This is a genomic window from Kocuria sp. CH-021 (genome assembly GCF_049716185.1).
GTDB lineage: Bacteria > Actinomycetota > Actinomycetes > Actinomycetales > Micrococcaceae > Kocuria > Kocuria cellulosilytica.
Window position 1 is genome coordinate 1 of the sequence record NZ_JBNAFK010000021.1, and the last position, 19,979, is coordinate 19,979.

Annotated in this window: 16 protein-coding genes and 5 tRNA genes; 6 read left to right on the forward strand and 15 right to left on the reverse strand. The window is 73.0% G+C overall.

From position 1 onward, the window contains the following. Positions 1-215: 215 nt before the first annotated feature. Positions 216-1,184: an NAD(P)/FAD-dependent oxidoreductase gene (locus ACPYN7_RS14695; protein ID WP_424348160.1), complete on the reverse strand. Its 969-nt coding sequence runs from the start codon at positions 1,182-1,184 to the stop codon at positions 216-218. A 224-nt stretch (positions 1,185-1,408) separates the two neighbouring features. Here ACPYN7_RS14695 and ACPYN7_RS14700 point away from each other — a divergent pair, with 224 nt between their 5' ends. Continuing rightward, positions 1,409-2,851: an alkaline phosphatase PhoX gene (locus ACPYN7_RS14700; protein ID WP_424348161.1), complete on the forward strand. Its 1,443-nt coding sequence runs from the start codon at positions 1,409-1,411 to the stop codon at positions 2,849-2,851. Positions 2,852-3,021: 170 nt separating this feature from the next. On the opposite strand, the gene ACPYN7_RS14705 is transcribed toward ACPYN7_RS14700, so the two are convergent. The 9 genes from ACPYN7_RS14705 to metG form a co-directional block, all read right to left on the reverse strand. Then, a tRNA-Glu gene (locus ACPYN7_RS14705) sits at positions 3,022-3,097 on the reverse strand. A gap of 155 nt (positions 3,098-3,252) precedes the next feature. Then, a tRNA-Glu gene (locus ACPYN7_RS14710) sits at positions 3,253-3,328 on the reverse strand. Between the two features lie 22 nt (positions 3,329-3,350). Continuing rightward, positions 3,351-3,422: transfer RNA gene (locus tag ACPYN7_RS14715), tRNA-Gln, on the reverse strand. 88 nt (positions 3,423-3,510) lie between these two features. Further along, positions 3,511-4,089 (reverse strand): cupin domain-containing protein, encoded by a 579-nt coding sequence (locus tag ACPYN7_RS14720; RefSeq protein WP_424348162.1) that lies wholly within the window; start codon positions 4,087-4,089, stop codon positions 3,511-3,513. A gap of 121 nt (positions 4,090-4,210) precedes the next feature. Continuing rightward, the gene (gene gltX / locus ACPYN7_RS14725) at positions 4,211-5,725 is read right to left on the reverse strand and encodes a glutamate--tRNA ligase (RefSeq protein WP_424348163.1); all 1,515 of its coding nucleotides are present in this window, start codon (positions 5,723-5,725) and stop codon (positions 4,211-4,213) included. A 58-nt stretch (positions 5,726-5,783) separates the two neighbouring features. Next, entirely contained in the window at positions 5,784-6,557 is a 774-nt protein-coding gene (locus ACPYN7_RS14730; RefSeq protein WP_058874667.1) for a fumarylacetoacetate hydrolase family protein, read from the reverse strand. Positions 6,558-6,628: 71 nt separating this feature from the next. Then, complete coding sequence (locus ACPYN7_RS14735) at positions 6,629-7,738, reverse strand: branched-chain amino acid aminotransferase (RefSeq protein ID WP_424348164.1); 1,110 nt, start codon at positions 7,736-7,738, stop codon at positions 6,629-6,631. Between the two features lie 98 nt (positions 7,739-7,836). Further along, on the reverse strand, positions 7,837-8,913 hold the full coding sequence (locus ACPYN7_RS14740) for a 3-isopropylmalate dehydrogenase (protein WP_058874669.1): 1,077 nt from the start codon (positions 8,911-8,913) through the stop codon (positions 7,837-7,839). Between the two features lie 78 nt (positions 8,914-8,991). Then, on the reverse strand, positions 8,992-10,554 hold the full coding sequence (gene metG / locus ACPYN7_RS14745) for a methionine--tRNA ligase (RefSeq protein WP_058874827.1): 1,563 nt from the start codon (positions 10,552-10,554) through the stop codon (positions 8,992-8,994). Between the two features lie 96 nt (positions 10,555-10,650). On the opposite strand from metG, the gene ACPYN7_RS14750 reads away from it, so the two are divergent. Then, positions 10,651-11,319: an AIM24 family protein gene (locus tag ACPYN7_RS14750; protein WP_424348165.1), complete on the forward strand. Its 669-nt coding sequence runs from the start codon at positions 10,651-10,653 to the stop codon at positions 11,317-11,319. Positions 11,320-11,482: 163 nt separating this feature from the next. Here ACPYN7_RS14750 and ilvC read toward each other — a convergent pair whose 3' ends face one another. The 4 genes from ilvC to ACPYN7_RS14770 all read right to left on the reverse strand — a co-directional run bounded on the left by ilvC (position 11,483) and on the right by ACPYN7_RS14770 (position 16,307). Further along, complete coding sequence (gene ilvC, locus ACPYN7_RS14755) at positions 11,483-12,508, reverse strand: ketol-acid reductoisomerase (protein WP_424348166.1); 1,026 nt, start codon at positions 12,506-12,508, stop codon at positions 11,483-11,485. Between the two features lie 104 nt (positions 12,509-12,612). Further along, entirely contained in the window at positions 12,613-13,122 is a 510-nt protein-coding gene (gene ilvN / locus ACPYN7_RS14760) for an acetolactate synthase small subunit (RefSeq protein ID WP_058874672.1), read from the reverse strand. 2 nt (positions 13,123-13,124) lie between these two features. Next, on the reverse strand, positions 13,125-15,017 hold the full coding sequence (locus ACPYN7_RS14765) for an acetolactate synthase large subunit (protein WP_058874673.1): 1,893 nt from the start codon (positions 15,015-15,017) through the stop codon (positions 13,125-13,127). A gap of 276 nt (positions 15,018-15,293) precedes the next feature. Further along, on the reverse strand, positions 15,294-16,307 hold the full coding sequence (locus ACPYN7_RS14770) for an NAD(P)-dependent oxidoreductase (protein ID WP_082697138.1): 1,014 nt from the start codon (positions 16,305-16,307) through the stop codon (positions 15,294-15,296). Positions 16,308-16,477: 170 nt separating this feature from the next. Between ACPYN7_RS14770 and ACPYN7_RS14775 the strand changes: the two genes are divergently transcribed. Continuing rightward, a tRNA-Lys gene (locus ACPYN7_RS14775) sits at positions 16,478-16,553 on the forward strand. 297 nt (positions 16,554-16,850) lie between these two features. On the opposite strand, the gene ACPYN7_RS14780 is transcribed toward ACPYN7_RS14775, so the two are convergent. Then, positions 16,851-17,387, reverse strand: a complete 537-nt coding sequence (locus ACPYN7_RS14780; RefSeq protein WP_058874674.1) for a MarR family winged helix-turn-helix transcriptional regulator — start codon at positions 17,385-17,387, stop codon at positions 16,851-16,853. A gap of 217 nt (positions 17,388-17,604) precedes the next feature. Here ACPYN7_RS14780 and bcp point away from each other — a divergent pair, with 217 nt between their 5' ends. The 3 genes from bcp (at position 17,605) to ACPYN7_RS14795 (ending at position 19,887) form a co-directional block, all read left to right on the forward strand. Next, the gene (bcp, locus tag ACPYN7_RS14785; RefSeq protein WP_424348167.1) at positions 17,605-18,078 is read left to right on the forward strand and encodes a thioredoxin-dependent thiol peroxidase; all 474 of its coding nucleotides are present in this window, start codon (positions 17,605-17,607) and stop codon (positions 18,076-18,078) included. 36 nt (positions 18,079-18,114) lie between these two features. Beyond that, positions 18,115-18,198, forward strand: a tRNA-Leu gene (locus ACPYN7_RS14790). A 78-nt stretch (positions 18,199-18,276) separates the two neighbouring features. Further along, on the forward strand, positions 18,277-19,887 hold the full coding sequence (locus tag ACPYN7_RS14795) for an ABC transporter substrate-binding protein (RefSeq protein ID WP_058874676.1): 1,611 nt from the start codon (positions 18,277-18,279) through the stop codon (positions 19,885-19,887). Positions 19,888-19,979 lie beyond the last annotated feature (92 nt).

A 19,979-nucleotide genomic window follows, 5' to 3' on the forward strand; every position in this document is an offset into this window, starting at 1 on the left:
CCCGGGGGGGGGCGGGGTGGCGGCGGCCCTGGCCGGCCCAAACGGGGCGGCGCGCGGGGGGGGGGCGCCCGGGCCCCGCGGCCGGGGGCGGGCCCGGGGGGGGCGGCGCCGCCGCGTGCCTCAGGAGCTCCGCCGCAGCTCCTTCGGCGCGGCGGCGGCGCTGCGGGCCCGGCGCGTCCGCTCCTCGCGGTTCCGCCTCCGCGCGGCAGGGCCGGTCACGTCCCGCCGTGGCCGGTGCGCGCACGGTCGAGGTCCTCGGCCAGCAGGTCGGTGTTGAGGGCCGTGCCGGTCTTGAGCCCGGCGGCCGCCGCGGCCAGGACCTGGGCGTGCAGGTCCGAGACGTTGCCCGCCACGTAGACCCCCGGCACGTCCGTGCCCCCGGTGGGCGCCGAGGGCACGTAGCTGCCGACCGCGTGGCCCTTCTCCTCCTCCTGCGCCGTGTCCAGGGCCAGGGAGTCGATGAGGTCGGACCGGACCGTGAACCGGGGCACGACCACCACGGCACGGCAGGGCACCAGGTCCCCCGAGACCAGCCGCAGGCCGGTGATCCGGTCGCCGGCCACCTCGACGCCCGACACCTCCCCCGCCACGCACTCGATGCCGAGGGCTGACAGCTGCGCGCGCTCGTCGTCGTCGGGGTCCGGGGCGGTGTGCTGCACGAGCGTGACGTCGTGGCTCCACTGCCGGAACAGCTGCGCCTGCTGCACCGCCGTGGGCCCCGTGCCCAGGACCGCCAGCGGCTCGTCCCGCCACTCCCAGCCGTGGCAGTAGGGACAGTGGATGACGTCGCGCCCCCACCGCTGCGCCAGACCGGGGACGTCCGGCAGCTCGTCGGTGAGCCCGGTGGTGATCAGCACCCGTCGTGCCCGCACGGACCGGCCGTCCTCGAGCGTCAGGACGAACCGCGGGCCGTGCCCGTCCTCCCCGCCCGCCCGCGCGGAGACGACGGTGCCGTCGACGACGTCGGCGCCGTAGCCGGTGATCTCGGCGCGCCCGTCGGCCAGCAGCGCGCCCGGGGCGTCGCCGTCCCGGCCGAGGTAGTTGTGCACGTGCTCGGCGGGGTCGTTGCGCGGGGCCCCGGCGTCCACCACGAGGACCGAACGCCGGGCGCGGGCCAGGCACAGGGCGCCGGCGAGGCCGGCCGGTCCCCCGCCGACGACGACCACGTCGTAGTTCTCGTCCATGCTGCGCTCCCTCGTCCCGGGGTCGGTCTCGGCGACGGCCCTGGGCCGCCCTGCCAACCTAGCAGTGCGGAAGCCGGAGTGTAAGCCTGCTTAGTGCCTGAGGGTCTCCCACTGCCCGTCACCCGGCGTCAAAGGGTGCCGCGTCGCCACGGTCGTCACTAGCGTGATCAGCACCGGGCCGGTGCGCCCGGCCGGCCGTCCGTCCCCGACCGAGGAGCCGTTCCATGCGCCCTCCGCTCTCCCGCCGCGGCTTCCTCGGCACCGGGGCCCTGGGTCTCGCGGTCGCGGGCCTCGGGGGTCTGGCCTCGTGCGGTCGCACCGACCACCCCACGACCCGCGCGGCGGTCGGCTACGGCCCGCTGATCGCGGACCCCGACGGCGTTCTCGCCCTGCCGAGCGGGTTCTCCTACACGGTGCTCGCCCGGTCCGGCGTGAGCCCGACGTCCGACGGCACGCACCCGTCCGACCCCGACGGCATGGGGGTCTTCGGCGGCCCCGGGGGCGGCACCGTGCTGATCTGCAACCACGAGAACAACGGCACCGAGCCGCACGCGGTGCCCACGGTGGAGGGACTCGTCTACGACCCCGGCGCGTCCGGCGGCACGTCCACCCTGGTCGTCGACGCCGATGGCCGCCGGACGTCCCAGTACACGTCGCTGGCCGGGACCGTGAACAACTGCGCCGGCGGCGTCACTCCCTGGGGCACGTGGCTGAGCTGCGAGGAGACGAGCGCGCGAGCCGGCGACGACGGCCTCACCCTGGACCACGGCTACGTGTTCGAGGTCGATCCGGACAGCCGCGAGGCCAATCTCGGCAGGTCGCCGGTGCCCCTGAAGTTCCTGGGCCGCTACTCGCACGAGGCCGTGGCGGTCGACCCGTCCACCACCCGGATCTACCTGACGGAGGACGCCGGGGACCCCAGCGGGCTCTACCTCCGCTGGACGCCGCCGTCCGGGTTCGTCCCGGGGCGCCACGCGCTGCGCGAGCTCGCGGAGTCGGAGGGCGGCGACGTCGCCGGCCGGCTGCAGGCGATGCGGTGCCTCGCGGAGGGGACCGTGGTCCGGGACCTGGCGGAGGCGACCGCCGTGGGAACCCGCTACGACGTCGAGTGGATCGACGTCCCCGACCGCGACGGGCAGGACGAGTCCGTGCGCCGGCAGTTCGACGACGACGCCGTCACCCGTGCGCACAAGCTCGAGGGGCAGTGGTGGAACGACGACGGCGTCTACTTCGTCTCCAGCTACGCGGAGGCCCCGGACGGGCCGGAGGGGGACGGCGGGACCGGTCGGACCCCGGACCGGCACGTCCACAACGGTCAGGTGTGGTTCCACGATCCGGCCGCCGGGACGGTCGTCCTGACCGTGCTCTTCGGCCTCAGGGAGGACCCGGACCTCGAGATGCGCTTCGAGCGGCCCGACAACATCACGATCTCCCCGCAGGGCGGACTCGTGCTCGCCGAGGACGGGAACGGCACCAGCCACCTGGTCGGGGTGACCGAGCGGGGACGTGCCTACGCCCTGGCCCGCAACGACCTCGACGACTCGGAGTTCTGCGGCCCCGTGTTCTCGCAGGACGGTGTCCACCTGTTCGTCAACCTGCAGCAGGCCGGCCTCACCCTGGCGATCAGGGGCCCGTGGGCGAGCCCGTCGCACCAGCCGGCCGGCTGATCGCGGCCGGCGCCGGCGCACGGTCCGGAACGGGTGGGGCCAGGAGGGCCGGCCGCCCCGGGGACGGGCTGCGCCAGGAGAGCCGGCCGGCCCGGGGACGGGCCGTGCCAGGAGGTCGGCCCGGGGACGACGAAGCCCCCCGGACCGTGTGGTCCGGGGGGCTTCGTCCGTGGTGACCCCAGCGGGATTCGAACCCGCGTTACCGCCGTGAGAGGGCGGCGTACTAGGCCGCTATACGATGGGGCCCTGCCGAGCCGGACCGCGGTTCCCCGCGACCGGCCTCGTACACTGTACCAGGTCCGGCGACCCGTTGCGGACGCCGGTCAGCGCACCGGAGCACGGGCCCCGGAGCGCGCAGACGGGAACACCCCCGGACCGTGTGGTCCAGGGGTGTTCCGCGGTGGTGACCCCAGCGGGATTCGAACCCGCGTTACCGCCGTGAGAGGGCGGCGTACTAGGCCGCTATACGATGGGGCCGTACTGTTCCGATGGAGCAGCGCTGGGATACCAGGACTCGAACCTAGAATGACGGTACCAGAAACCGTAGTGTTGCCAATTACACCATATCCCACTGTCGTCCCCGGCCCGGCGGTTTCCCGCGTCGACCGGCGCAACGCAAGAAAACTATACCGGCCTTCCGGCGGGGCGGCAAATCGGGATCAGCGGCAGTAGCGCTCCTCGAGCTCGCGGTCGATCCCCCGGCGGCGGGCGATCCCCGCCAGCGCCCGGAGGACGGGCCCGAGCCAGCGGTAGATCCCCGGCAGGTTGATGTCCGTCCACTGGATGAGCAGGGCCGTGCGCAGCAGGCTCCTCGGCCGGCCGTCCGGGCGGGCCTGTCCGTCCCGGGCGAGCCCGTACAGGGCCGCCAGGCCCTTCTCGAAGCCCTCGTGGGCGGGGCGCACCTCGAGCACGAACCGGGCCGGGGTCCCGGCCGGGTTCTTCCAGCGGAACAGGTGCTCCTCGGGCACCTCGGCCTCTCCCCCGGCGCCGAGGTCCCGCACGACGTGGCCGACCTGGACCCGCAGCGTGCCCTCGAGGACGCGCAGTCGCATCCCGGACCGGCGGTGGTAGTGGGGGCGCACCTCGCCGCCGGGCTCCACCTCGACGTGCAGCAGGGCGTGCTCACCGCCCGTCGCGGCCCCGGTCCGCAGCCACGTGACGGTGTCCCGCTGCACCGGGTTGCGGTGCTGCGGGCGTCCCGCGCGCAGCGCCTCGATCTGGTCGTCGGTCGGTTCCATCGTGATCGCCCCCGTGCTCCAGGCTACGCCGGAGGCGCGGGGTGCGCGCAGATGACGACGACGGTCCGGGCCACCGTCCGCGGAGGGTGACCCGGACCGTCGTCGCCGGGCGGACGGGCGTTCAGCCGAGCTGGGCGGCGAGCGCGCGCAGACGGGTCAGGGAGGAGTCCTTGCCGAGGATCTCGAGGGACTCGAACAGCGGCGGGGAGATCCGCCGCCCGGACACCGCGATGCGGACCGGCCCGAAGGCCAGCCGGGGCTTGATGCCCAGTCCGTCCACGATGGCCTCGCGCAGCGCGGCCTCGAGCGCGGCGGCGCTCCAGTCCTCGAGGGGCTCCAGGGCGGCGAGCGCCGCCCGGAGCACGTCGCCGGCGGAGTCCTTGAGCTGCTTGCGGGCGTCGTCGGCCACCTCGATCTCGTCGTCGCCGGCGAAGAGGAAGGACAGCAGCTCGGGGGCCTCGCCGAGCAGGTTCATCCGCTCCTGGACCAGGGGCGCCGCCCGGTCGAGGATCTCCCGGCGACGCTCGTCCAGGGGCTCCCCCAGCACGCCGCCGGCCTGCAGGTACGGGATCAGCCGGTCGCGGAAGTCCTCCGGGTCGAGCCGGCGGACGTGGGTGCCGTTGATGGCGGTGGCCTTCTTGAGGTCGAACCGTGCGGGGTTGGCCAGGACGTCGTGGACGTCGAAGTGCTCCACGAGCTGCTCCACGGTGAAGACGTCCTCGTCCGCGGACAGGGACCAGCCGAGCAGGGCCAGGTAGTTGAGCAGGCCCTCGGGGATGAACCCGCTGTCCTTGAGGTGGAAGAGGCTGGACTCGGGGTCGCGCTTCGACAGCTTCTTGTTGCCCTCGCCCATGACGTAGGGCAGGTGGCCGTACTCGGGCACGTACTTCGCGAAGCCGATCTCCACCAGCACCCGGAACAGCGCGATCTGGCGCGGCGTCGAGGAGAGCAGGTCCTCGCCGCGCAGCACGTGGGTGATCTCCATGAGGGCGTCGTCCACGGGGTTGGTGAGCGTGTACAGCGGCTGGCCGTTGGCGCGCACCACCACGTAGTCCGGGATGGACCCGGCCCGGAAGACGATCTCGCCGCGGATCATGTCCTGGAGCACGATGTCCTCGTCCGGCATCCGCAGCCGCAGCACGGGCTCCCGGCCCTCGGCGCGGAACGCCGCGATCTGCTCCTCGGTGAGGTCGCGGTCGAAGTTGTCGTAGCCGAGCTTGGGGTCGCGCCCGGCCGCGCGGTGCCGGGCCTCGACCTCCTCCGGGGTGGAGTACGCCTCGTAGACGGCTCCGTGCTCGCGGAGCCGGTCCGCCACCTGCCGGTAGACGTCCAGGCGCTGCGACTGCCGGTACGGCGCGTGCGGGCCGCCGGTCTCGACGCCCTCGTCCCAGTCGATCCCCAGCCAGGCCAGCGCCTCGAGCAGCTGCTGGTAGCTCTCCTCCGAGTCCCGCTCGGTGTCGGTGTCCTCGACGCGGAAGACCATGGTGCCGCCGGTGTGCCGGGCGTGGGCCCAGTTGAACAGCGCGGTGCGGATCAGCCCCACGTGCGGGGTGCCCGTCGGGGACGGGCAGAAGCGCACGCGCACGGGCGAGGACGGGGCGGAGGAGGTGGCCGGGGCGGTGGGCGTGTCGGTCATGGCTCTTTCGTGGATCGGTCGGGGTGCGGGCGGGCTCGTGCGGTGGTGCGGGCGGGGCTCAGCGGCGCAGGACGGTCGGCAGGACGCCGATGCCCTCGACCTCCACCTCGATCCGGTCGCCCTCGTCGACGATGCCGACGCCGGCGGGCGTGCCGGTGAGGATGACGTCGCCGGGCAGGAGCGTGAACGCCTGGGAGACGTAGGAGACGAGGAACGGGACGTCGAAGACCATGTCCCGGGTGTTGCCGTCCTGCTTGGTCTCGCCGTTGACGCGGCTGCGCACGGCGAGGGCGGAGGTGTCGAGGTCCGTCTCGATCCAGGGTCCGAGCGGGCAGGCCCCGTCGAAGCCCTTGGCGCGCGCCCACTGGCCGTCGGTCCTCTGCACGTCACGGCCGGTGAGGTCGTTGGCGGCGGTGTAGCCGAAGACCACCTCGGGCACGCGCTCCACCGGGACGTCCTTGCACATCCGCCCGACGACGACGGCGAGCTCGCCCTCGTAGGAGACCTGCTCGGTCCACGGGGGGAGGGTCACAGGGTCGCCGGGACCGGCGACGGAGGTGTTGGGCTTGAAGAACAGCATCGGGGAGGTGGGCAGCTCGTTGCCCAGCTCCGCCGCGTGGTCGGCGTAGTTGCGCCCGACGCACACGATCTTGGAGCGCGGGATCACGGGGGCCAGGAGACGGACGTCGGCGATGTCGTGGCGCTGCTGGGTGGGATTGATCCCGGTGTAGAAGGGGTCGCCCGCGAGGACGGTGACCGTCTCCTCGCCGGCGGCGCCCTGCACCGCGCCGAAGTGGATCTCGTTGTCGACCGTGAACCTGGCAATTCGCATGGGACCAGGCTATCCCACGGCCTGCGGGCGGGCGCGCGGCCCCCGGCGCCGGCGCCGGGGGCCGCGGGGGCTCAGACCAGGCGGGTCAGCCAGCCGTGCGGGTCCTCCGCGCGGCCCGTCTGGATCTCGAGCAGCTGCCGGCGGATGTCCATGGTGACCTCGCCGGGCCGGGCCGCCTCGTCGCCGATGGTCTCCTCGGCCGAGAGGAGCCTGCCGATGGGCGTGATCACGGCCGCGGTCCCGCACGCGAACGCCTCGGTGATGGTCCCGGCCTGCCAGCCCTCGCGCCACTCGTCCAGGGTGAAGCGGCGCTCCTCGACGCGCATCCCGCGGTCCTCCGCGAGCTGGATGATCGAGCGGCGCGTGACGCCCTCGAGGATCGTGCCGGTGAGCTCGGGCGTCACCAGGCGGCCGTCCTCGTAGACGAAGAACACGTTCATTCCGCCCAGCTCCTCGACCGCGTCCCCGCGGTCGCGGTCCAGGAACATGACCTGCTGGCACCCGTGGGCGTCGCCCTCCATCTGGGCCACCAGGGAGGCCGCGTAGTTGCCGCCGCACTTGGCCGCCCCCGTGCCGCCGCGCCCGGCCCGGGCGTAGTCCCGGGAGAGCCAGATGTCCACGGGCTTGACCGGACCGCCGAAGTAGTTCCCCGCCGGGGAGGCGATCACCGAGTACAGCACCTGCCGGGACGGGCGCACCCCCAGGAACGCCTCCGTGGCGATCATGAACGGGCGCAGGTACAGGGACTCGCCGTCCCCGTCCGGGATCCACTGCTCGTCCACCGAGACGAGCTCCCGCAGCGAGTCCAGGAACATCTGCTCCGGCAGCTCCGGCAGCGCCAGCCGGCGGGCGGACCGGTTCAGCCGGGCGGCGTTGGCGTCGGCCCGGAACGTCCACACGGAGCCGTCCGCGTGCCGGTAGGCCTTGAGCCCCTCGAAGATCTCCTGGCCGTAGTGCAGCACGGCCGCGGCGGGGTCGAGCACCAGCGGTCCGTACGGCTCGATCCTGGGGTCGCTCCAGCGCCCCGTGCCCTTCTCGACGTCCCCGAACCAGTCGATCTTCACCATGTGGTCGGTGAAGTTCGTGCCGAAGCCCGGATCGGCGAGGATGGCGGCCCGCACCTCCTCCGGGACCGGGTCCTGGCTGAGGCGGTGGGCGAAGGTGGTGGGCTGTGTGGTCACTGCGTCTCCCTGCGAGGTCGACCCCGTGGCGACCGGCACGCGGGGCTCAGCTGTTGTTTCCGTGCCCCAGCCTATCCCCGGAGGACGGGCGGGCCCGCTCAGGCGAGGGCGTCGAGCACGCCGTCCCCCACCTGGGCGGTGGTGCGGGTCTCGTTGCCGTGCGCGGCGAGGTCCTGCTCGACCGCGGTCTCGATCCGGGCGGCCGGTCCGGGGTGGCCGAGGTGCTCCAGCATCATGGCGGTCGCGAGGATCGCCGCCACGGGGTTCGCCCTCTGCTGTCCCGCGATGTCCGGGGCGGAGCCGTGGACGGGCTCGAACATCGAGGGCGCGGTGCGGTCCGCGTTGATGTTGCCGGCCGGGGCCAGGCCGATGCCGCCCGTCACCGCCCCGGCGAGGTCGGTGAGGATGTCCCCGAAGAGGTTGTCGGTGACGATGACGTCGAAGCGTGCCGGGTCGGTCGTGAGGAAGATCGTGGCCGCGTCCACGTGCAGGTAGTCGACGGCGACGTCGGGGAACTCGGCGCCGATCTCCTCGACGAGGCGGGCGTAGAGCCGGCCCGCGTGGACGAGCACGTTGTGCTTGTGCACGAGGGTCAGCCGCTTGCGCTCGCGGGCGGCGGCGAGCTCGAAGGCGTAGCGCACCAGCCGGCGGACGCCGTACGCGGTGTTGAGCGAGACCTCCGTGGCGATCTCGGCGTCGGTGCCGCCCCGCAGCACCCCGCCGTTGCCCGCGTAGGGGCCCTCGGTGCCCTCGCGCACCACCACGAAGTCGATGTCCCCCGGGTCGGAGAGCGGGCTGGTGGTGCCCGGGAAGAGCTTGGACGGGCGGAGGTTGACGAAGTGGTCGAGGCTGAAGCGCATCCTCAGCAGCACGTCGCGCTCGATGATCCCGGACGGGACCCGCCGGTCGCCGGGGGCGGCGCCGACGGCGCCGAACAGGATGGCGTCGTAGGCCCGCAGCTCGGCCAGCGTCCGGCCGGTGAGGGTCTCCCCCGTCTCCAGCCAGTGCTGGGCGCCGAGACCGAACTCCCGCTTCTCCACGGTGACGCCGGCCGCGGCGGTGACGGCGTCGAGGACCTTCTCCGCCTCGGCCACGACCTCGGGGCCGATGCCGTCACCGGGCACGAGGGCGATCTTCAGGTGGGCGGGGGCTGCTGCGGGCGTCGGCTGGCTCATGGCCCCAGGATAGGAGCACGACGACCCGTCCGACCACGGAGTGGACGGACGTCTCACATGGTGGACGGACGGGCCGGCTCAGGCCTGCAGCGCCGCGGGCTCCTCGTAGCGCGGGAACACCGGGACGGGCCGGGGCAGCTCCGTGCCGGCGGCCAGGGGCGTGCCCAGGGCGGTGAACAGGCGGGCCTCGCCCTCCTCCTGGCCGAGCACGTCGAGCAGCCGGGCGGCGGCGTCCGGCATCACGGGCTGCACGAGGACGCCGACCACGCGCACCACCTCGAGCGTCACCCACAGCACGGTGGCCATCCGCTCGGCGTCGGTCTTGCGCAGCTTCCAGGGCTCCATGGCCGTGAAGTACCGGTTGGCCTCGGCGACCACCCGCCAGATCCGCTCGAGCGCCCGGTGGAACTGCTGCTCGTCGAACTCGGCGCGCACCGGCGCGTAGAGCCCGGCCGCGGCGGCGAGCATGGCGTGGTCCTCGGGGGTGAGCTCCCCCGGCACGGGGACCCGGCCCTCGCAGTTCTTGGCGACCATCGACAGCGAGCGCTGGGCGAGGTTGCCGAGGTCGTTGGCGAGGTCGGAGTTGATCCGGCTCTTGATCCCGTCGTGCGAGTAGCTGCCGTCCTGGCCGAACGGCACCTCGCGCAGCAGGAAGAAGCGCAGCGGGTCGAGGCCGTACTCGGCCACGAGGGCGTGCGGGTCGATGACGTTGCCCACGGACTTGGACATCTTCTCGCCCTGGTTGAAGAGGAAGCCGTGGGCGAAGACGCGCCGGGGCAGCGGCAGTCCGGCGGACATCAGGAACGCCGGCCAGTACACGGCGTGGAAGCGGGCGATGTCCTTGCCGATCACGTGGGCGTCGGCCGGCCAGTACCGCCGGAACGTCTCGGCGTCGGTCTCCGGGAAGCCCACCCCGGTGAGGTAGTTGGTGAGGGCGTCCACCCACACGTACATGACGTGGTCCGGGTCGCCGGGCACGGGCACGCCCCAGTCGAAGGTGGTGCGGGAGATCGAGAGGTCCTCCAGCCCCGAGCGCACGAACGAGGCGACCTCGTTGCGGCGGGTCTCGGGGAAGACGAAGCCCTCCTGCTCGTAGAGGGCCAGCAGCCGGTCCTGGTAGGCGGAGAGGCGGAAGAAGTAGGACTCCTCCTCGGTCCAGGTGACCTCCGTGCCGGTGCCCGTCGAGCACCGCACCCCGTCCTCCCGGACCTCGGTCTCGTCCTCGCCGTAGAACGCCTCGTCGCGCACGGAGTACCAGCCGGCGTACTTGCCGAGGTAGATGTCCCCCGCCTCCTCCATCCGCCGCCAGATGGCCGCCGACGCCGCGTAGTGGTCGGCGTCCGTGGTGCGGATGAAGCGGTCGTAGGAGATGTTCAGGGCGTCGTCCATCTCCCGGAAGCGCGCCGAGTTGCGGTCCGCGAGCTCCCGGGCCGTGAGGCCCTCCTTCTCCGCGGTCTGCTGCATCTTCTGGCCGTGCTCGTCGGTGCCGGTCAGGAAGCGGACGTCGTAGCCGTCCAGCCGCTTGAACCGGGCCATGACGTCGGTCGCGATGACCTCGTAGGCGTGCCCGATGTGCGGGGTGCCGTTGGGGTACGCGATGGCCGTGGTGATGTAGTACGGGGTGCGGTGGGAGGAAGTCACGGCCTCCACTCTACCGACCTCCGGGAGGGTGCGGGCCCGGGCCGCCGGTGCCACGATGGTGGGGACAGCGAGCACCGAGCACCCCGGGAGGCCACCGTGCGCAGCGAGCTCTTCGCCCAGGACCACTTCGAGCAGCAGAGCCGGGAGCGCTGGACACGGCAGTCCGACCGGATGCTGCGCGTGGGCCTGGGCCCCGACGTCGTCGCCACCAAGGGCGCCATGGTCGCCTACCAGGGCCGGATGAGCTTCCGGCACGAGGGCGCCGGCTCCATCGGCAAGCTCATGAAGAAGGTGCTGACCAGCGAGGACGCCCCCATGATGCGGGTCTCGGGCGAGGGCGAGGTGTTCTTCGCCCGGAAGGCGCGCCACGTGTTCACCGTCCTGCTCGAGGGCGAGGCCATCAGTGTCGGCAGCGCGTCCCTGCTGGCCTTCGACGACACCCTGGCCTGGGACATCCGGCGGGTGGGCGGGGCGGGGCTGATGGCCGGCGGGCTGTTCAACCTGGAGCTCTCCGGCCACGGCGTGCTCGCCCTGTGCTCGGACGGCCCGCCCATGATCCTCGACTGCTCCGGGCAGCCCACGTTCGTGGACCCGCAGGCCGCGGTGGCGTGGTCGGCGAACCTCGTGCCCGGGATCCAGAACGACCTGTCGATGGGCTCGCTGCTGCGCGGGGGCTCCGGCGAGTCGTTCCAGCTCGCCTTCTCCGGCCCGGGCTTCGTCGTCGTCCAGCCCTCCGAGGGCGTGCCGGTCGTGCGGCAGGGCTGAGCCCGGTCACCGCCCGGGGCGCGCGGCGGCCGCTTCCGCCCTCGGGGCAGGGCCCGGACGCGGCGAGGGGCCGCGTCCGCACGGAGTGCTCGGCGCATTCCGTGCGGTCGCGGCCCCTCGGCCGGTGTCCCGGCACCGCTCGCGGCGGCGGGGCGGGCGCGGATCAGCGGGCGGCGGTGCCCTCGACGTAGTCGGCGTCCGGGGAGGTCCACGCGAAGAGCTTGCGCAGCTCCCGGCCGGTGACCTCGATCGGGTGGGACTCCTCCTTCTCGCGCAGCTTCTTGAACTCGGCGCCCCCGTTGTCCTGGTCCTCGATGAAGCGCTTGGCGAAGGTGCCGTCCTGGATGTCGGCCAGCACGGCCTTCATGTTCTCCTTGACCGCGGGGTTGATCACCCGGGGGCCGGAGACGTAGTCGCCGTACTCGGCGGTGTCCGAGATGGACCAGCGCTGCTTGGCGATGCCGCCCTCGACCATGAGGTCCACGATGAGCTTGAGCTCGTGCAGCACCTCGAAGTAGGCGATCTCGGGCTGGTAGCCGGCCTCGGTCAGCGTCTCGAAGCCGTACTGGACCAGGTGCGACATGCCGCCGCACAGGACCGCCTGCTCGCCGAACAGGTCCGACTCGGTCTCCTCGGTGAACGTCGTCTTGATGACGCCCGCACGGGTGCCGCCGATGCCCTTGGCGTAGGACAGGCCCAGCTCGAGGGCCTTGCCGGAGGCGTCCTTCTCCACGGCCACGAGGGCGGGCACGGCACGGCCGGCCTCGAACTCGCGGCGCACGGTGTGGCCCGGGCCCTTCGGGGCGACCATGACCACGTCGACGCCCTCCGGGGCCTCGATGTAGCCGAAGCGGATGTTGAAGCCGTGGGCGAAGAACAGGGCGTCGCCCTGCTCCAGGTTCGGGGCGATGGACTCGGCGTAGACGTGGCGCTGGACCTGGTCGGGGGTCAGGATCATGATGACGTCGGCTTCCTTGACGGCGTCCGCGACGGTGAGCACCCGCAGGCCCTCGGCCTCGGCCTTGGCCCGGGACCGCGAGCCCTCGGCGAGGCCGATGCGCACGTCCACGCCGGAGTCGCGCAGGTTCAGCGCGTGGGCGTGGCCCTGGGAGCCGTAGCCGATGACGGCCACGGAGCGGTCCTGGATGATCGAGAGGTCGGCGTCGTCGTCGTAGAAGATCTCTGCCATGGGATTGTCTCCTTGAAGCATGGGTGGGCGCGGCGGTTGCGCCGCCGCGAGGTGGTTGGGGTGTCTGTGGGCCGGGCGCCCGCGTCCACCGCCGCCCGGGGGCGTCAGTGGCGCAGGGCGCGGTCGCTCATCGACTTGGGACCACGTCCGAGGGCCAGCGTACCGGCCCGGACGATCTCGCGGACGCCGAACGGCTCCAGGATGTCCAGCAGCGCCCGGAGCTTCTCCGGGGCGCCGGTGGCCTCGATGACGAGCGACTCGGTGGAGACGTCGACAACGGTGGCCCGGAACAGGTCCGCGGCTTGGGTGACCTGCAGACGGGTTGCGGCGTCGGCGCGGACCTTGACCATGATGTGGTCGCGCTGCACCGACGACTCGGGGGTCAGCTCGACGATCTTGATGACGTTGATGAGCTTGTTCAGCTGCTTGGTGACCTGTTCGAGCAGCTCGCCCTCGGCGTCCACCACCACGGTGATGCGGGAGACGCCGTCGAGCTCCGTGGGTCCCACGGCGAGCGAGTCGATGTTGAAGGCGCGGCGCGCGAACAGTCCGGCCACCCGGGTCAGCACGCCCGGCTTGTCCTCGACCAGCACGGAGAGGGTGTGTCGGCTCATGGTCAGTCCTCCTCGTCCCAGTCGGGGGTCATGTTGCGGGCGATCTGGATCTGGTCGTTGGACACGCCGGAGGGCACCATCGGCCACACCATCGCGTCCGCGGAGACCACGAAGTCGATCACCACGGGGCGGTCGTTGATCTCGAGGGCCTGCCGGATGACGTCGTCGACGTCCTCGTCGCGGGTGCAGCGCAGGGCGGCGCACCCGTAGGCGTCGGCGAGCTTGACGAAGTCCGGCACCATGATGCTGTCGTGGCCGGTGTTCAGGTCGGTGTTGGAGTACCGGCCGTCGTAGAACAGCGTCTGCCACTGGCGCACCATGCCCAGCGAGGAGTTGTTGATGACCGCCACCTTGATCGGGATCTTGTTGATCGTGCAGGTGGCGAGCTCCTGGTTGGTCATCTGGAAGCAGCCGTCGCCGTCGATCGCCCAGACCACGCGGTCGGGCTGGGAGACCTTGGCGCCCATCGCGGCCGGCACGGCGAAGCCCATGGTCCCCAGCCCGGCGGAGTTCAGCCACTGGCGGGGGCGCTCGTACTGCACGAAGTGCGAGCTCCACATCTGGTGCTGGCCCACGCCGGAGACGTAGACGGCCTCGGGCCCGGTCAGGGCGGAGATCCGCTCGATCACGTGCTGCGGCGAGCCCAGGCCGTCGGCCGGCTTGGGGTAGCCCAGCGGATAGGTCGCCTGCAGGCTGCTCAGCGCGGTCCACCACGCGGAGAGGTCGGGGCTGCCGCTGCGCTCGAACTCCTGGCGCACGGCGACCACGAGGTCCGGCAGGATCTCCTTGACGTCGCCCACGATCGGGACGTCGGCGGTGCGGTTCTTGGAGATCTCGGCGGGGTCGATGTCCGCGTGGATGATCTTGGCCGTGGGCGCGAAGGTCTCCAGGTGGCCGGTGACGCGGTCGTCGAAGCGCGCGCCGAGGGTCACGAGCAGGTCGGCCTGCTGCATCGAGTACACGGCCGGGACGGTGCCGTGCATGCCGGGCATCCCGAGGTTCTGCTCGTGGGAGTCCGGGAACACGCCCCGTGCCGTCAGCGTGGTCACCACGGGCGCGCCGGTCAGCTCGGCCAGCTCCATGAGCTCGGCGGCCGCGTCGGCGCGCATCGTCCCGCCGCCCACGTACAGCACGGGCCGCTGGGCGGCCGCGATGAGCTTCGCGGCCTCCCGGATCTGCTTCGCGTGCCCGCGGGTCACGGGCCGGTAGCCGGGCAGGTCCATCCGGGGCGGCCAGGAGAACGTCATGGTGTCCTGCTGCGCGTCCTTGGCGATGTCCACCAGCACCGGGCCGGGGCGGCCGGTCGAGGCCAGGTGGAAGGCCTCGGCGAGCACGCGGGGGATGTCCTCGGCGTGGGTCACCAGGTAGGAGTGCTTGGTCACCGGCATCGTCATCCCGACGATGTCCGCCTCCTGGAAGGCGTCGGAGCCGATCACCTTGGACGAGACCTGCCCGGTGATCGCGACCATGGGGATCGAGTCCATGTGCGCATCCGCGAGGGCGGTGACGAGATTCGTGGCGCCGGGCCCGGACGTCGCGATGCACACGCCCACGCGGCCCGAGGCGAGGGCGTAGCCCTCAGCGGCGTGCCCGGCGCCCTGCTCGTGGCGGACCAGGATGTGGTTGATCCTGTCCGTGTCCATGAGCGGGTCGTAGGTGGGCAGGATGGCGCCGCCGGGCAGGCCGAAGACGTCGGTCACGCCGAGCTCCTCGAGCGCCCGGATCACGGCCTGGGAGCCGGTCATCTCCGTGGGAGCCACCGTGTTGCTGGGGCCCATGACGGACGGGACCGCGGGGACGGACTTCTCCGGGGCCCCGGGGGGCCGGTGGTCGGCGGCGGTCTCCGCGCGCTTGGTGGCCATCAGCGCTGGGCTGATCGGCTGTCCCTTGCTCATGTCAGCAGTCCTTCTGGTCTGGGTGGTTCTGTTCCGGCGGGGACGTCGCTCCGCCGTGGGCGCCGGGCAAGAAAAAGGGCCCTCGCGGCACCGGGAGGTGCGACAGGGCCCGTGCGCTCGACCGGTCGTCGGCTCAGGCCCCGCGTCCGACGAGGACGCGTACCGTGAGCTGGACGACACCGTGGCTGAGTTGCATGCTCCCATGCTCTGCCGCCCGCCCGAGTGTGTCAATCTTCGGACTCCGTGTCCCACGATGTGAGACACGGCACGTCCGGGCTACCGGTTCCCGGGCGCCGGGACGTCGAGCCGGCCCTCCTGCTGCAGGAAGAGGGGCCGCTCCCCCGCGGCGATCCGCTCGAGCTGGGTCCGCAGCAGCCGCCGCACGCGAGGGCGGTACGAGGTGCAGGAACCACCGGTGTGCGGGGTGAGGACGGCCCCGGGGGCGCGGAACAGCGGGTGGTCGCCGGGGAGGGGCTCGGGCTCGACGACGTCCAGCGCGCAGCGGAGCCGCCCGGACACCACCTCCTCGGTGAGCGCGGGGGTGTCCACCACGCGGCCGCGGCCCACGTTGACCACCAGGGCGTCGTCGGGGAGCAGGGACAGCACGCGGGCGTCGACGAGCCCGTCCGTCGCCGGGCTCGCGGGCAGGGCCAGCACGAGCACGTCCGTGTCCGGCAGCAGCCCGGGCAGCTCGTCGGCCCCGTGCACGGGGCCGCGCTCGTCGGTGCGGGCCCGGGAGGCCACGCGCGTCACCTCGACCTCGAAGGGGAGCAGCCGGTCGACCACGGCGGAGCCGATCTCGCCCACGCCCAGCACCAGGACGCGGCTGTCGGCCAGGCTGCGGGTCGCGAAGCGGCGCCAGACGCCGTCGTGCTGCTGCAGCACGGCGCGGTCGAGCTCACGCTGGGCGGCGAGGATCAGGCCCAGGGCCAGCTCGGCGGTGCCGGCCGCGTGCACCCAGCCCGCGCTCGAGATCGCGAGGCCGGGGCCGACGGCCTCCGGCACGCCGTCGAAGCCTGTGGTCTGCAGCTGCACGAGGCGCAGGCGCGTCGCGGCCGGGAGGGCCTCGATCCAGGGACCGGCGACGGGGGCCACCGCCACGTCGATCTCGTCGGCGCGGGCCCCGACCGGGTCGCCGGCCATGTCCCAGAGGACGCAGCGGAAGCCCGGCACACGGGCGCTCAGGTGGTCCACGAGCTCCTGCTCGGGGAGGGAGACCACGCGCAGCGCGGAGAGCGGGACGGACGGGGTGGACGGCGCGGACGTCGGTGCGGAGGCCATGACGGCCATGGTAGACGCGGCGGCCGCCGGGGCCGTCGCACGGGCAGGACCCGCGGAATGGACAAGCCGGTCCGAGGTGGTAAAGTCTTCTCTCGTTGCGAGACGGGACACGGCGGACGCCGACCGGCGCGATTCGGCCCCCGGGCCGCGGACGTGCTACTGTTCTTGCCGCACCACCAGCGCCTCTAGCTCAATTGGCAGAGCAATTGACTCTTAATCAATGGGTTCTCGGTTCGAGTCCGAGGGGGCGCACCATGGAAGGGCCCCACCGCGCAGCAGCGCGGTGGGGCCCTTCGTCGTCCCCGGCCGGTGGCCCGCCCCTCCCCCGGAAGTGGGCCGCTGCGCCGGGCCACGCCCTTCACCGCCCGGCGTCCCGCGAGCCGCCCGCCCTGCCCGCGGCACGGGCGACGGGCACGAAAAAACCGGGGTCCTCGACGTGCCCCGGTGCTCCCCGCGGGGGTCACCACCTCGTGGCCCCGCGCGCGCTCTCGCCGGGGACCATGGGCCCCGCCGGCGATCCGGCCCCGCCCCGGGGACCGTGGTGCGGCCGGATCAGGGAACGGCGTCCTCCTGGCTGCCGGCCTCGGCGATCTCGCGCGACTCCTCGGGAGTGGTCGCGTCGGCGGAACCGGCGTCGGTGACCGTCCCGTCCGGCTGGACCCGCAGCTTCCAGCGGGCGCCGCCGAGCGTGGTGATGATGTCGGCCAGGGTGCGGCGCAGGTTCTCGTCCGTGAGCAGCCCGTGGTCCACCAGCTCGTCCTCGAGCTGGGTGGCGGCCTCGAGGATGCGCTTGCCCTCCGGGGTGATCGAGACGAGGTGGCTGCGGCGGTCCCGGACGTTCTTGGACCGGGTGACGTGGCCGTGCAGCTCGAGCCGGTGCAGCGTCTTGCCCATGGTCTGGGCCTGCACCCGGACCCGGTGCGCCAGCTGGGCCTGGGTCATGCTCCCCGCCGTCTTCAGCACGTCCAGGGCCATGACGCCCGCGTGGGTCACACCGAGCGTGGCCAGGCGCTCGTTCCACGCGTGCTCCACGAGCCGGGCCGCGGTCGAGAGCAATCGGTTGGTCGGCCATTGAGTGGTGAAAGGCATGCAAAGCAGTCTACCGACCCGGAACCCCGAATACAGCACCATGCTAAGCAAACTTATGAGCATTTCTCTGCGCGTGAACGCGCGACGGGCCGGAACGGGCTCCGGCGGAGCGCGGGATCCCGGCGCGGGCGACGGTAGTGTTCGTGGTCCGCGGCCGTCCCGCGGCACCCGCGCCGCGGCCGGCACCACAGCACCGACACGACGGAGGAGCACCCCCATGGCAGCACGCCTCGAACCGGGCCGGAAGGCCCCCGACTTCGCCCTGCCCGACGCCGACGGCCGGACCGTCTCGCTCGCCGACCACCGCGGGCGGCGCGTGGTCGTCTACTTCTACCCGAAGGCGTCCACCCCCGGCTGCACCACGCAGGCGTGCGACTTCCGGGACAGCCTGGAGCGCTTCGCCGCGGACGGGTTCACCGTGCTCGGCATCTCCCCCGACGGGCCGGAGGCCCTGGCGCGGTTCGCCGAGAAGGAGTCCCTCCCCTTCCCCCTGCTCTCCGACGCCGACCACCGGGTCGCCGAGGCCTACGGGGCCTGGGGCGAGAAGAAGAACTACGGGAAGACCTACGAGGGCCTGATCCGCTCCACCGTGGTGGTCGGCCCCGACGGCGACGTGGAGCTCGCGCAGTACAACGTGCGCGCCACGGGCCACGTGGCGAAGCTGCGCCGCGACCTCGGCCTGGCGGGCTGAGGCTAGGATGGCCGAGGGGCCCGGACGGGCCCCTCGGCGCGAGTGGTGGAACTGGCAGACACGCAGGATTTAGGTTCCTGTGCCCTGACCGGCGTGCGGGTTCGAGTCCCGCCTCGCGCACCCGACGGTCCCCGGGCCCCGCCCGGAACCGGCCCACGACGACATCCACGACCGATCCCGCGAGGCAGCGAAGGACCCATGGCGCCCAGGCGAACCCCCCGCACCGCGGCAGCGCTCGCGCTCGTCGCGGGGCTCCTCGCCGTCGGGGGGTGCGCTCCGGGGGACGGCGGCGCACCCGGCGCCCCGGCCGCCTCCCGCCCCGTGCCGAGCGCGGAGTTCGTCTTCGCCAACGCCGCCGCCGCGCCCACCCTGGACCCGGCCACGGTCAACATCCTGGAGACCTCCCGGATCGGGGCCCAGATGCTGGAGGGGCTCGTCTCCGCCGACCCCTCCACGGGAGAGGCGGTGCCGGCCCTCGCCAGGTCGTGGAAGCGCGCCGAGGACGGGCTCTCCTACACCTTCGCCCTCCGCGAGGACGTCCGCTTCCACGACGGCACCGAGCTCGACGCGGAGGCGGTGTGCGCGAACTTCGAGCGCTGGGAGGCCCTCGCCGCCGACGGGGCGCGGACCCCGTTCGCCACCGTCTTCCGCACCGCGGCCCCCGGGACCCCGTCCCGCTACGCGGGGTGCGCGGCGACCTCGGCCTCCTCCGTGGAGCTCTCGCTGACGGCGCCGCACACCCCCCTGCTCCGGGCGCTGACGCAGCCGGCGTTCGGGATCGCGTCCCCCGCGGCCCTGGCGGCCGGCACGCACGAGACCCACCCCGTGGGCACCGGCCCGTTCCGGTACGAGTCGGGGGACGGGACCAACGTGGTGCTCAGCGCGAACCCCGACTACTGGGGCCGGCTCGGGGACATCGGCCGCCTCGAGTTCCGCACGATCCCCGAGCCCGAGCTGCGCTACGTGGCGCTGCGCCTGGGCCAGGTGGACGGCTACGACCAGGTGGGCCTGGACTCCTTCGCCCCGCTCGCCCGCGAGGGCGTGCAGGTGCTCCAGCGCGACCCGTACTCGGTGTCCTACCTCGGCATCAACCAGGACGTGGCACCCCTGGACGACCCGGACGTGCGGGCCGCCATCGCCGCCGCCGTGGACCGCGGCGCGATCGTGCGCGAGCACTACCCCGACGGCACCCGGGTGGCCGACCAGTTCCTGCCCGCCCGCTTCGCGATGGACGGGACCGACCTCCAGGTCCCGTCCTACAACCCGCAGCGGGCGCAGGAGCTGCTGGAGGCCTCGTCCTACGCCGGTGAGCCGCTGCGGTTCTACTATCCGCGCAACACCTCCCGCACGTACATGCAGGAGCCCGAGAAGATCTACGCCGACATCGCGGCCCAGCTCGTCCGGGCGGGGTTCGTGGTCGAGCCCGTCCCGGTGGAGTGGTCGGACGGCTACGTGGCGCAGGTCCAGGACCCGGACGGCGACCACGCCCTGCACCTGCTGGGGCTCAACGGCGGCTACCGCGACCCGGACTACTTCATGGCCGCGCTGTTCGGCGCTCCCCGCGGCGAGTTCGGGGTGGACGCCGCGTCCCTGTTCCGCGCGGTCAACCGCGCGCCGTCCCTGCCCGACGGCGAGGACCGGGCGAGCGCGTACTCCTCCCTCAACAACCGGATCTCCCGCCTGCTGCCCGCCGTCCCGCTGGCCCACCCCATCTCGGCGGTCGCCGTCGGCGACTCCGTGACGTCCTTCCCCCTGAGCTCGACCGGCTACGAGGCCTTCAACCGGGTCCGGCTCGACACCGCCGGCTGAGCTCGCGACCCGGCACCCCGGCCGCATTCGGGGTTCGTCCGGGCGTGGCGATAGTCTGATCCCGACCATTCACCGGCACGGCGCCGGGCGTT